General features: G+C 63.6%; 9 protein-coding genes (1 of these 9 only partly in view). 7 read left to right on the forward strand and 2 right to left on the reverse strand.

All coding sequences use genetic code 11. From position 1 onward, the window contains the following. Positions 1-6: 6 nt before the first annotated feature. The 6 genes from prfA (at position 7) to EN804_RS16195 (ending at position 8,180) form a co-directional block, all read left to right on the forward strand. The gene (gene prfA, locus EN804_RS16170) at positions 7-1,086 is read left to right on the forward strand and encodes a peptide chain release factor 1 (protein WP_127872291.1); all 1,080 of its coding nucleotides are present in this window, start codon (positions 7-9) and stop codon (positions 1,084-1,086) included. Then, the gene (gene prmC, locus EN804_RS16175) at positions 1,079-1,957 is read left to right on the forward strand and encodes a peptide chain release factor N(5)-glutamine methyltransferase (RefSeq protein ID WP_135920237.1); all 879 of its coding nucleotides are present in this window, start codon (positions 1,079-1,081) and stop codon (positions 1,955-1,957) included. Before prfA ends, prmC begins: the two co-directional genes overlap by 8 nt. A 302-nt stretch (positions 1,958-2,259) precedes the next feature. Next, the gene (locus tag EN804_RS16180; RefSeq protein ID WP_135920239.1) at positions 2,260-3,255 is read left to right on the forward strand and encodes a DUF4167 domain-containing protein; all 996 of its coding nucleotides are present in this window, start codon (positions 2,260-2,262) and stop codon (positions 3,253-3,255) included. 220 nt (positions 3,256-3,475) lie between these two features. Beyond that, entirely contained in the window at positions 3,476-6,082 is a 2,607-nt protein-coding gene (gene clpB / locus EN804_RS16185; RefSeq protein ID WP_127872294.1) for an ATP-dependent chaperone ClpB, read from the forward strand. A 57-nt stretch (positions 6,083-6,139) separates the two neighbouring features. Continuing rightward, the gene (locus EN804_RS16190) at positions 6,140-6,505 is read left to right on the forward strand and encodes an MmcQ/YjbR family DNA-binding protein (protein WP_127872295.1); all 366 of its coding nucleotides are present in this window, start codon (positions 6,140-6,142) and stop codon (positions 6,503-6,505) included. A gap of 151 nt (positions 6,506-6,656) precedes the next feature. Further along, positions 6,657-8,180: a L,D-transpeptidase family protein gene (locus EN804_RS16195; RefSeq protein WP_135920241.1), complete on the forward strand. Its 1,524-nt coding sequence runs from the start codon at positions 6,657-6,659 to the stop codon at positions 8,178-8,180. On the opposite strand, the gene EN804_RS16200 is transcribed toward EN804_RS16195, so the two are convergent. Next, positions 8,154-8,786: a TMEM175 family protein gene (locus tag EN804_RS16200; protein WP_135920243.1), complete on the reverse strand. Its 633-nt coding sequence runs from the start codon at positions 8,784-8,786 to the stop codon at positions 8,154-8,156. The two genes, EN804_RS16195 and EN804_RS16200, sit on opposite strands and share 27 nt — an antisense overlap. A 160-nt stretch (positions 8,787-8,946) precedes the next feature. On the opposite strand from EN804_RS16200, the gene EN804_RS16205 reads away from it, so the two are divergent. Next, entirely contained in the window at positions 8,947-10,512 is a 1,566-nt protein-coding gene (locus EN804_RS16205) for an MFS transporter (protein WP_135920245.1), read from the forward strand. A gap of 3 nt (positions 10,513-10,515) precedes the next feature. On the opposite strand, the gene EN804_RS16210 is transcribed toward EN804_RS16205, so the two are convergent. Next, positions 10,516-12,297, reverse strand: the 3' portion of a protein-coding gene (locus tag EN804_RS16210; protein ID WP_189524521.1) for a M23 family metallopeptidase. It continues 195 nt past the right edge of the window; only the last 1,782 of its 1,977 coding nucleotides appear in the window; its start codon lies beyond the right edge, outside the window — the gene reads right to left on this strand; it ends in the stop codon at positions 10,516-10,518.

Raw genomic sequence — 12,297 nt, forward strand, 5'->3', positions numbered from 1 at the left:
CGCATCATGGTCAACTTGCCCCGCGATCGTATGGATCAAGTCGTCAAGCGTTTCGAGATGCTCGAGGCGCAGATGTCGGCCGGACCGACGCCGGATGCCTATGTTAAGATGGCATCCGAATATGCCGAGTTACAGGACATGGTGGCCAAGGTCAGGGAACTGCGCTCGGCCGAGCAGGAGCAGGCCGACCTCGAAGCGATGCTCGCCGACAAGGGCACCGACGCCGAGATGCGGGCGCTCGCCGAAGCCGATCTGCCTGGAGTGGAAGATCGCATCGAGGCGCTGCAGAAGGACATCCAGATCCTGCTTCTGCCCAGGGATGCCGCCGACGACAAGAACGCCATCCTCGAAATCCGCGCCGGCACCGGTGGCGATGAGGCGGCGCTCTTCGCCGGCGACCTGTTTCGCATGTATGAGCGCTACGCCGCCGAACGCGGCTGGCGGTTCGAAACGGTATCGGCGAGCGACGGCGATGCCGGCGGCTTCAAGGAAATCATCGCCACGATCTCGGGCAAGGGTGTGTTCGCCCATCTGAAATTCGAGTCCGGGGTGCATCGCGTCCAGCGTGTGCCTGCAACCGAGGCCAGCGGGCGCATCCACACGTCCGCCGCCACCGTCGCCGTGCTGCCGGAAGCGGAAGAGGTCGATATCGACATCAGAGCCGAGGACATCCGCATCGACACGATGCGTGCCTCGGGCTCCGGCGGCCAGCACGTCAACACTACCGATTCGGCGGTCCGCATCACCCATCTGCCGACCGGTATCATGGTGGTGCAGGCGGAGAAGTCGCAGCACCAGAATCGGGCCAAGGCCATGCAGATCCTGCGGGCCCGGCTCTATGACATGGAGCGCAGCAAGGCGGACGAGGAGCGTTCCGAATCGCGCAAGTCGCAGGTCGGCTCCGGCGACCGCTCGGAGCGCATCCGCACCTACAATTTTCCGCAAGGCCGCGTCACCGACCACCGCATCAACCTGACGCTCTACAAGCTCGACCGGGTGATGATGGGTGAACTCGACGAAGTCGTCGACGCGCTGATCGCCGATCACCAGTCGAAGCTGCTGGCCGATATCGGCCTCGATGGCTGAGCATCCGCCCGAGGCGCTGGGGCCGCTGCTGCGGAAAGCGCGGGCCAGGCTTGCCGCGGCCGGTGTCGACGATCCCGCGCTCGATGCGCGGCTGATCGTCGAGCACTATTCCGGCACGACGCGTACGCAGGCCATCGCCGACCCCGAACGCATGATCGAAGCAAACGCCATCGCCGCGATCGATGACGCTCTGAGACGGCGAGCCGGTGGCGAGCCGGTGCATCGCATCCTGGGCTATCGCGAATTCTACGGTTTGCGCCTGATGCTGTCACCGGAGACGCTGGAACCGCGGCCGGACACCGAAACACTGGTCGAGGCGGTGCTGCCCTTCGTCAAGGCGGTGGCCGCACGCGAGGGGGTATGCCACATCCTCGACCTCGGCACGGGCACGGGTGCCATCGCCCTGGCGCTGCTGAGCGTCGTGCCTGCCGCGACCGCCACCGGCGTCGACATTTCCGCCGGCGCGCTGGCAATGGCGGCCCGCAATGCCGGGCAATTCGGGCTCGGCGGCGGGTTCACGACGGTTCAGTCGAACTGGTTCGAAAAAGTTTCCGGCCGATACCATGTAATTGCCGCAAACCCTCCCTATATACCTTCGCAAGACATTGGAAATCTGCAGGACGAAGTCCGCGATTTCGACCCGCGCCTGGCCTTGGATGGCGGCGTGGATGGGTTGAACCCCTACAGGATCATCGCCGCCGAGGCGGCAAGGTTTCTGGAAGCCGAAGGCAGGATTGCGGTCGAGATCGGCCACACGCAAAGCAACGAGGTCAACGATATATTTGGCGCGGCCGGTTACGCGGGCGGCGAGGTGTTTGGCGATCTCGGCGGAAACGACAGGGTTCTTGTTTTTCAACGGGCAACACCTTGACGCAGTGCGAAAAAACCGCTTGGCAATGCCGGGGAATGCAGCTAGGGTCGCCTTACCGGATGAGACGAAGCAGGCAGTGCTCTTAGCGATTCGGTTTCCTTGGAAATAGCTGCCTTCTTGCGCAAACGACGCCCAAGCTTCGTGCGGGAATCGTCCGGCAAGTGATGTAACCGGAACAGGATGGCACGTGGCGCCAACGCAATCGATGCGGGCGAACGCCGGTGAAGAAACGAAACGGCTGGCTGCATGAGCGCCTCCGTTCGTGAAGAGTTTTTCGAAAATTTCACTATGAAGAGAGTCTAATGAGGCCACAACAGCAGAACAGGCGCATGCGCGGTCGCAACAACAATGGCGGCGGCGGCAATAACAATAACAATAACAACAACCGCAAGGGACCAAATCCCCTGACGCGCAACTACGAGAGCAACGGCCCGGACGTGAAGATCCGTGGATCGGCTCAGCAGATCGCCGAAAAATACGCCACCTTGGCCCGCGATGCGCAAAGCTCCGGCGACCGGGTGATGGCGGAAAACTATCTCCAGCACGCCGAACACTACAACCGCATCATCGCCGCCGCGCAGGCGCAGATGCCGATCCAGAACGTCCAGCAGAACCGCGACGAGTTCGACGAGGACGGCGATGAGGATCGCGACGAGTTCGACAATGCTGGCAACAGCGGGGCCGGCAACAGTGGGGCTGGCAACAGTGGGGCGTCCATTAGCACCGGCAATGCTGGTTCCGATCCACAGGTTCCCGTGGTCAACCACGGCGCTGGCCCGCAGCCGGTGATCGAGGGCATGCCGGCTGAGGTTGCGCTAAACCGGGACGGTCGCGACAATCGTGACAATAGCGGGCGCGACAATGGCGGGCGTAACAACAGCGGCCGCGACAACAACAATGGCGGGCGCCATCGCGATCGTCGCCCTAACGGCGGCTACGGCCAGAACGGTCAGCGCGACTATGCTTCGGCCGAACAAGGCGGCCAGCAGCAGCGCAACGAGGCCTCGGGACAGACTGAAGTGCAGGCAGAGCCCGCTTCGCCGTCCGAGACCGTGGCGGCAGCCGAGCCGGCTCCACGGTTCGAGAATTTTTCACCGGCAGGCCTGGCCGCTCAAGCCGAACTCAACGAGGCGGCCGCCGAGAGCGGTGCTGCTCGCCGCCCACGGCGTCCGCGCCGTCCGCGCACCAATCCCGACCAGGTCGAGGGTGGCAGCGACAATGCGGATGCGGGCGAGACGGCCGCGGCTCCAGGCGACGGCGGCAGCGCCGAACCCGTGATCGCCGACATCGACAACTGATCGAACGGCACCGCAAGACATTGAACGGCGGGGAGAAATCCCCGCCGTTTTCGTTTGGGCTGACGTGGAATATTGTCGATTGACAGACATCAATGCGTCTTGAGACAGCATGCCCCATGCACCATATCTCGGCTGAACGGGATCCGGCTCGAATGGGCGGGTCCGTCACCGCAATCTGATCCGGTGCCGCAAAGCGGGCCGGTGATGGAAGGAGACAGATATGAACCTTGAGAAATACTCAGAGCGCGTGCGCGGCTTTATCCAGTCCGCGCAGACCATGGCGCTCTCCCGCAACCATCAGCAATTCACCCCCGAACATATTCTGAAGGTCCTCGTCGACGATGACGAGGGCCTGGCCGCGTCGCTGATCGAGCGCGCCGGCGGCAATGTCCGCGACGTCAAGCTCGGTGTCGAGACGGCGCTCGAAGCGATGCCCAAGGTGGAGGGTGGCAATGGCCAGCTCTATCTGGCTCAGCCGCTGGCCAAGGTGTTCTCGACCGCCGAGGACCTGGCCAAGAAGGCCGGCGACAGTTTTGTCACCGTCGAACGGCTGCTGCAGGCGCTTACCATGGAGAAATCGGCAAAGACGGCCGAAATCCTGGCCAAGGCCGGCGTCACCGCGCAGGCGCTGAACCAGGTCATCAACGACGTCCGCAAGGGCCGCACCGCCGATTCGGCGAGTGCCGAACAGGGCTATGACGCGCTGAAGAAGTACGCGCGTGATCTGACCGCCGACGCACGCGCGGGCAAGCTCGATCCGGTCATCGGCCGCGACGACGAGATCCGCCGCACCATCCAGGTGCTGTCGCGCCGCACCAAGAACAACCCGGTGCTGATCGGCGAGCCGGGCGTCGGCAAGACGGCGATCGCCGAAGGCCTGGCGCTGCGCATCGTCAATGGCGACGTGCCGGAATCGCTGAAGGACAAGCAGTTGATGGCGCTCGACATGGGCGCGCTGATTGCCGGCGCCAAATATCGCGGCGAGTTCGAGGAGCGGCTGAAGGCCGTGCTTTCCGAAGTCACCTCGGCCAGCGGCAATATCATCCTGTTCATCGACGAGATGCACACGCTGGTCGGCGCCGGCAAGGCCGATGGCGCCATGGATGCGTCGAATCTGCTGAAGCCGGCGCTGGCGCGCGGCGAACTGCACTGCGTCGGCGCGACCACGCTCGATGAATACCGCAAGCATGTCGAAAAGGATCCCGCCCTTGCCCGCCGTTTCCAGCCCGTTTTCGTCGACGAGCCGACGGTGGAGGACACGGTCTCGATCCTGCGCGGCCTGAAGGAGAAATACGAGCAGCACCACAAGGTGCGTATCTCCGATTCGGCGCTGGTGGCGGCGGCGACGCTGTCCAATCGCTACATCGCCGACCGCTTCCTGCCGGACAAGGCGATCGACCTGGTCGACGAAGCCGCCTCGCGGCTCAGGATGCAGGTCGATTCCAAGCCTGAGGCACTGGATGAGATCGACCGCCGCATCATGCAGCTGAAGATCGAGCGCGAGGCGCTGAAGGTCGAGACGGACGAAGCCTCGAAGGACCGGCTCGCCCGCCTGGAAAAGGAACTTGTCGGCCTCGAGGAGGAATCGACCGAGATTACTTCGAAATGGCAGGCCGAGAAGCAGAAGCTTGGGCTTGCCGCCGACCTGAAGAAGCAGCTCGACGAGGCGCGCAACGACCTTGCCATTGCCCAGCGCAAGGGTGAGTTCCAGCGCGCCGGGGAGCTTGCCTATGGCAAGATTCCCGAATTGGAAAAGAAGCTGAAGGAGGCCGAAGCCCAGGACGGCAAGGCCGGCATGGTCGAGGAAGTGGTCACGCCCGACCATGTCGCCCATATCGTGTCGCGCTGGACCGGAATTCCGGTCGACAAGATGCTCCAGGGCGAGCGCGACAAGCTGTTGCGCATGGAAGACGAGATCGGCAAGCGTGTTGTCGGCCAGGGCGAGGCGGTGCAAGCCGTTTCCAAGGCGGTGCGGCGCGCGCGCGCAGGCCTGCAGGATCCGAACCGGCCGATCGGCTCGTTCATGTTCCTTGGCCCGACCGGCGTCGGCAAGACGGAACTCACCAAGGCTTTGGCCAACTTCCTGTTCGACGATGAAACGGCGCTGGTGCGCCTCGACATGTCCGAATACATGGAGAAGCACTCCGTTGCCCGGCTGATCGGCGCGCCTCCCGGCTATGTCGGTTATGAGGAAGGCGGCGCGCTGACCGAAGCGGTGCGGCGCCGGCCCTATCAGGTCGTGCTGTTCGACGAGATCGAGAAGGCGCATCCGGATGTGTTCAATGTTCTGCTGCAGGTGCTCGATGACGGTCGGCTCACCGACGGGCAGGGGCGCACCGTCGATTTCCGCAACACGCTGATCATCATGACGTCGAATCTCGGTGCCGAATATCTGGTCAATCTCGGCGAGGACCAGGATGTCGATGCCGTACGAGACGAGGTGATGGGCGTGGTCAGGGCATCGTTCCGGCCGGAGTTCCTCAATCGTGTCGACGAGGTGATCCTGTTCCACCGGCTGCGCCGCAAGGACATGGACCGCATCGTCGAAATCCAGCTCAAGCGGCTGGAGAGCCTGCTGACCGATCGCAAGATCACGCTGTCGCTGGATCCCGAGGCGATCGAGTGGCTGGCGGCCAAGGGTTACGACCCCGCTTATGGTGCCAGGCCGCTGAAGCGCGTGATGCAGAAGGAGCTACAGGATCCGCTGGCGGAAAAGATCCTGCTTGGCGAGATTCTCGATGGCTCGACGGTCAAGGTTACGGCCGGTTCCGACCGGCTGAATTTCCGCTCCAGGCCGACGATCGTCGCCGCGGAGGCGGCGGCCTGATCCAACGCCGCGTGTCCAGTATGGGCGCGCGGCGTTTTCATATCACGGGGAGCGCGGATGACGCTGGACGACTACAACGGCTTCTGCGGCTCGCTGCCGGCAACGAGCCACGTGGTGCAATGGGGCGGCGCCCATGTCTGGAAGGTCGGGACCAAGGTGTTTGCGATCGGTGGCTGGGATCAGGGTGAGCAGCTTTCCGTCACCTTCAAATGCTCCGATATTGCCTATGATGTGCTCAAGGAGCAGCCGGGCCTGCGCCCCGCGCCCTATCTCGCCTCCCGCGGCATGAAGTGGATCCAGCGTCAGACAAGCCAGAGCATGGATGATGGTGCGCTGAAGGACTATTTGCGCGACAGTCATCGCCTGGTTACCCTGAAGCTGACGAAGCAGGCGCGCAAGGAATTGGGGCTTGGCGTGGGCTAGCTAATATTCCTCGAGGCGCCGGAAGACCGCCATCTTCATGCCCGGTTCATGATGGAACCATATGGTGGGTAACTGGTTTGCTGGCGAAGGGGTTTCGCCGAATTGCACAATGCCGGGCGGCGGCACATACGGACCGGAGAGTTTCGCCACTATGCTGCGCACTATCTTCACCCTTTCGGCGCTTGTTGCGGGACTGGTATTTTCCAACGCGTTCGCGGCGCCGACGCATGACGGCGCGGCCCAGCCTGTCCGCGCCGCCGAGAGTGGCGGCATTCTGCTCGCCCAGGACGGCAATCTCGACATTTATTACGATGCCAGGGGCAACCGCGTCATCGTCGATGCCGATACCGGCAAGGTGATAGCCATCCAGCCGCCGCAGACCAGGCTCGACCGGCGGGCGCTGCGCCGCGAGACGCGGATGCGTGAACTCGGCCGTTCCCCCGCCGACGGTGATCGCTACTATCTCGACGATCCCCAGGACATGGCACGCTTCCGCCGCAAGCAGCTGGAAGAAGAAGGCCGGGTCATCCCGCCACCAGCCGACGAATACGATCCTGACGGAAGCAATTCAGTCGATGCCTATCCGCCTGCACCGCAGGACGAAGGCAGTTACGATAACAATTATCCCGATGCGCCGCAGCCGGCAAAGCCGGGCAGCATCAAGCGCCAGCCGCTGAACGAGGCGTCGATAGACCCCCTCCAGCCGGCAGCTCCGACGGAGCAGGCGGTGCCTTCCGACCAGGCGGCTTTGCCGCCAAACGCTGGCGGCAAGACGTCGGTCGACCCGTCGCTTTCGCTGGGCGCACGCCAGGATGTGGCAGCGCTGCAGGTGCTGCTCGACCGTGGCGGTGCTTCGCCTGGCGTCATCGACGGGCGCTTCGGCTCGAATGTCGACAAGGCGCTCGCCGCCTACAACGAGATCAACGGCAGCAGCCTCAAATCGACCGATGCGGTCGGCATCCAGTCAGCACTCTCGCAATCCGGCGGCGATGCCTTCGCCAACTACACCATCACGGCGGAGGACGCAGCCGGGCCGTATGTCGCCTCCATCCCGGAAGACTACAGCCAGAAGGCGCAGCTCAACTGCATGTGCTACACCTCTGTCACCGAGGCGCTGGCGGAGCGCTTCCACATGGACGAGAACTATCTGAAGTCGATCAACAAGGGCCTCGACTTCAACCGCCCCGGCACGATCATCAAAGTCGCCAATTTCGGCAAGCTGGTGTCGACGCCGGTCGTGCGCATCGTCGCCGACAAGACCAAGAAAGAGGTGTACGCCTACGATGCGGGCGGCAAGCTGGTAGCAGCCTATCCCGCCACCATCGGCTCGGCGGACACGCCGTCGCCCACCGGCATCCACGCCGTGTCGCGCATCGCGCTCGACCCGAACTACACCTACAATCCGAACATCAATTTCAAGCAGGGCGAGAACGACAAGATTCTCACCGTTCCACCAGGCCCCAACGGACCTGTCGGGTCGGTCTGGATCGCCTTGGACAAACCGACCTACGGCATCCACGGAACGCCCGAGCCGTCGAAGATCGGCAAGACCGAAAGCCATGGCTGCGTGCGCCTGACGAACTGGGACGCGCGCGAACTCGCCAAGCTGGTGTCGCCAGGCGTTACCGTGGAATTCGTTGGCGGACCTTCAGCCGATGACGTTGCGCAGCAATGAGCCGCGTGGCGCTGCGGCATAGATCAACTGCACGACCAGAATGAAGCCGACGCTGAGCAGCGGGTTGATTAGGCAGAGTGTGGCGCCGACCGCCCACAGGATCTGCGCCTTGACGATGCGCAGATAGACCGTGCGCCGCGTTTGCACGTCAACATCTTCCGCGACAAAGCCGTTCTTGTCCGCGTAGCGCCAGCTGGCGAACAGCGTGATGCCGAGCATCAGCAGGTTGAGCCAGTAGACCAGCACCGCGGTCCTGAATTCGAGGAAGTCGGCCAGCAAGTCGGTCGAGAACGGCAAGAGCGCGATGAAGGCGAGAAAGCACAGGTTCAGCGTGGCCAGCCGCCTATCGGATTTGGCGATCAAACCATGCTGCGCCTGCTGGCCGAACCAGAAGATCGTCAGGGTCAGGAAGCTCAAGGCATAGGTCAGAAAGCGGGGCGCCAGTGCGGCGATTGCGACAAGCAGATCGTGTTCGGAATGGACCGCCTCATGCACCGGCACCCTGATCTCGAGCACGATCAGGGTAAGCGCGATGGCGAACACGCCATCGGTGATACCGACAATACGGCCGCGCCCCTCAACGGAGGCTTCGAGTGGACGCTTCATCGAATTCTCCTGCCCCCGGCTGTTGGGAAAAACCTAGCATGACTGCCGCGGTTTGCATCGGGGCAGATGCGATCCCTGGCAATGGCAATATGGCTGGTTTCAAGGGCAACCAGTCTCTGGCTGGTTGTTGCCGGTGCGCCGCCGGTCTAATCAGAGCGGCATGCATTCACCCAATGAAGCCGCCGCCGTTCCGCTGACCGCTCCGGTCGCGAATGGCACGTTCTGCCCGCAATCGCAGCGGCGTTATGTGCTGGTCGCGGCGATCCTGGCCTCGGCGCTCGGCTTCATCGACGGGTCGATCCTGGCGATCGCCATGCCGGCGATCCGCGTCAACCTCGGCGCCAGCCTTGCCGAGGCGCAGTGGATCTCCAATGCCTACGCGCTGACGCTCTCGGCGCTGATCCTCGCCGGCGGTGCCGCGGGCGACCGGTTCGGGCTTCGCCGTGCGTTCGTGGCCGGCATCGCGCTATTCATCGCGGCCTCGCTTGCCTGTGCGCTGGCGCCGAACGCAGTCGTGCTGATCGCGTTTCGCGCTCTCCAGGGTTTCGGTGCCGCGATCATGGTGCCGGGCAGTCTCGCCATCATCGCCAAGGCCTATCCGAAGAAGGAACGCGGCCGCGCGATCGGCATCTGGGCGGCGGCCTCGGCGCTGACCACCGCTCTCGGCCCCGTGCTCGGCGGCCTGGTGCTGTCGGCTTTCGGCGATGGCATCTGGCGGGCGATCTTTGCCGTCAACCTGCCACTCGGCCTGATCTCGATCTATCTGCTGCTCGCCAAGATTCCCGCCGATGCGCCAACGCAGAAACGCAGCCTTGACCTTGCCGGTGGTGCGCTTGCGACGCTGGCCTTCGGCGCGCTCGCTTATGGGCTGACTTCAATGAGCGCCAGCGGCGAGAGCCACATGGCCGGTCCAAGCATTGCCGCCGGCGCCGTGCTGCTTGTTGTCTTCATCCTGTTCGAGCGGCGGCAGCGCGAGCCGATGATCGACCTCAGCCTGTTTCGCATCGGTGCTTTCGCCGGCGCCAATGCCGCGACTTTCTTCCTCTATTTCGCGCTGTCGGCCAATCTTTTTTACCTGCCGATGCTGCTGATCGCCGGCTGGGGGCTGAGCACGGCCGAGGTCGGCTTCATCTTCCTGCCGCTGTCCGCAGCGATCGCGCTTTTGTCAGGACCCGTCGGCAAGCTGTCGGACCGGATCGGGCCACGTCTTCCAATTGCCTGCGGCAGTCTGATCGTGGCGATTGCCTTCGCCGGGCTGGCCTTGCTCACCCATGCCGGCTTTCACCATTTCTGGACTGGCATCTTCCCGTTGATGGCGCTGATGGGACTCGGCATGGCGTTGGTCGTGTCGCCATTGTCGACCGCGATCATGACGGCGGTGGAAGACAAGGACACCGGCGCGGCTTCCGGCATCAACAACGCCGTCTCACGCATCGGCGGTCTGATCGCGGTGGCGGCGATGGGGTCGCTTGCTGCCTGGATCTACGCCAATGCCCTGGAGGGAAACGCCGCGCCCGGCGTGCCTGGCTTCGGGGAACCGCCGCCAACGGGACTTTCGCCGGCACTCGATGCTGCAAGAATCGCCGCCAGCGACGCCGCTTTTTCCGCCGTCTCCTTGGTGACGGCGCTGCTATGCCTGCTTTCCGCTATCATCGCGTGGATGACGATTTCCGGCGAGGCGCTGCCGTGGCCGCGGCGCGCCGAGCCTCGGCAGGACGAAGGCTAAGACTCAGCCTTCGATCTTGGCGCTGGCGACCTTCAGCGAGTTGCCGTCTTCCTGCTTCAGGAGATCGTCGATGCGTTCACGCTCGCGCTTGAAGGCGACGAGGTCGTCGCCCTTCAGCACCTTGCCGACCGGCAAGCGCACACGCATTGAATCGACCTTGGTGCCGTTGACGATCAACTCGTAGTGAAGATGTGGTCCGGTGGACAGGCCAGTCTGACCGAGATAGCCGATAACCTGGCCCTGGCGGACGCGTACGCCCTCAGTGATGCCCTTGGCGAAGGCGCTCTGGTGATTGTAGGAGGTCTCGTAGCCATTGGCGTGGCGGATGATGATCTGCTTGCCATAGCCGCCGGCCCAGCCGGCCTTCTCGATGACGCCATTGCCCGCTGCGATGATCGGCGTTCCGATGGGCGCTGCCCAGTCCGTGCCGGTGTGCATGCGGACATAGCCAAGGATCGGGTGCTTGCGAGCGCCAAATCCGGAGGTAAATCTGCCGTTGGGCAGTGGGTTGCGCAGCAGGAACTGCTGGGCGCTGCTGCCATTCTCGTCGAAATAATCCGTGCTGCCGTCCTGCATTTGAAAACGGTAGAAATTGCGTGTCGTTCCGCCGAACGTCGCCGAGACATAGAGGAGCTCGGAATTGTCGGAGGTCTGGTCATCTCCATCGGGCTGCGAGAACAGCACTTCGAGGCGATCGGCGGGATTGAGCCGCGACTGGAAGTCGACATCGGACGCAAGCAGCTTGATCAGCCGCTGAGTCATCGCCTTGGACATGCCGTAGGAGTAGGCGGTCCGATAGATGCCGTCATAAATGTTCGGCAGGTTGCCGCGCACCACCACCGGAGCCGACGAGTCATCGAACGCCGTCAGCAATTCGGGATTGGGTTCCGGCTCCTGCGCGGGCACATACTGACCGCGATCGTCGAGCGCGATGGTGACGATGTGCGTGGCCTTGTCGTAGACGCTGGTGCGAACCACCTTGGCGGCGTCGCCATGGACCTCGAGACCGACGCGCAACACGGTTCCGGCCTTGAGCGCCGGGGCGTTGAGCAGCTTGGCAATCGCTTCGGCCATGCCGGTGGCATCGTCGCCCGTGTAGCCCGAATCGGCAAAGGCCTCGGTGAGGTCCGTGTCTTTGGTGAAAGGGATGATTTCTTCGGCGAAAGCCGGCGCCTGGTCGTCAGCGTTGGCGCGCGGCGCCACGGAGACGTTTTCGGGGACGATCTTGACGTCGTAGGAGCCGGCCATGCTTTCGGCAAAGGCATCGCCGAAGCGTTGCGGGTCGACATAATGGAGCGAAGCGACCTGCACGGCGCCGTCGCTGAGGTCGGTGCCGGCTTCGCGCACGACTTTTTCAACTTCGTCGGCGGAAAGGTCGCCCTTTTCGTCGAAGGAGGCCGTCTCGATCGGGAAATCGACGGTCTTCAGGCTCATCTCGCTTTCGACCTTGGCGCCGTAGATCTGGCCGGAAGCGGCGGAGGCCGCCGCCGCCGGCTGTGCGGCGGCGCCATCGTCGCTATCGTTGCCGAACACCTGCATCGGGTCGAAGGGCGGGTAGGGCCGGCTGGTGGTGTGGCCGGCGGCGAGCGCCATCTTGATCTGCACGAAAGGCATGGTGTGGATGACATCGCGGTCGCCGACCTTGGTGACCATCGACACTTCCATGCGACGACGGTCCTTGGCCTTGGCAATCTGGCGCGGCGCCACCAGTCTGGTGGTCTTGGCCACTTCGCCGGAATCGCCATTGCTGGCGAGGCCAATCAGTTCGGCGATCTCTGGTGGGGT

Origin of the sequence: Mesorhizobium sp. M8A.F.Ca.ET.161.01.1.1, assembly GCF_004792105.1 — a bacterium.
In the GTDB taxonomy this organism is placed as follows: domain Bacteria; phylum Pseudomonadota; class Alphaproteobacteria; order Rhizobiales; family Rhizobiaceae; genus Mesorhizobium.